We start from the raw sequence: 319 nt of genomic DNA on the forward strand, positions 1-319 counted from the left end.
CGCCGCCGACCGCGCACGAGGCCGCCGCCGTGGTGGCGGCGCTCACTCGCAGGATCCAGGTCCTCTTCGGCGGGGTGACCGTACTGGACCTGGGGCGGGTGATGCCGGGTACCGCGGGCGCGCACCTGCTCGCGCAGGCCGACGCCGCGATCGTCACCGTCACCGGCAACGACCCCTCCCAGATCCACCGGGTGGCCCGCTGCCGCGACGTTCTGGACGCCCTTGCCGAAGGCGGCACGCGCGTGGGGCTGGCCGTGCGCGACAGCCGGTTCTCGGTCGACGAGATCACCGCCGAGACCGGGTATCCGGTGTGGGCCAG

At 74.6% G+C, this 319-nt stretch carries 1 pseudogene; it reads left to right on the top strand.

Going from position 1 to position 319, the window contains the following annotated elements:
* A pseudogene (locus tag D471_RS40435) lies at positions 1-319 on the top strand (hypothetical protein); the annotation flags it as partial.

The organism is Nocardiopsis lucentensis DSM 44048, from assembly GCF_000341125.1.
GTDB classification, from domain to species: domain Bacteria; phylum Actinomycetota; class Actinomycetes; order Streptosporangiales; family Streptosporangiaceae; genus Nocardiopsis; species Nocardiopsis lucentensis.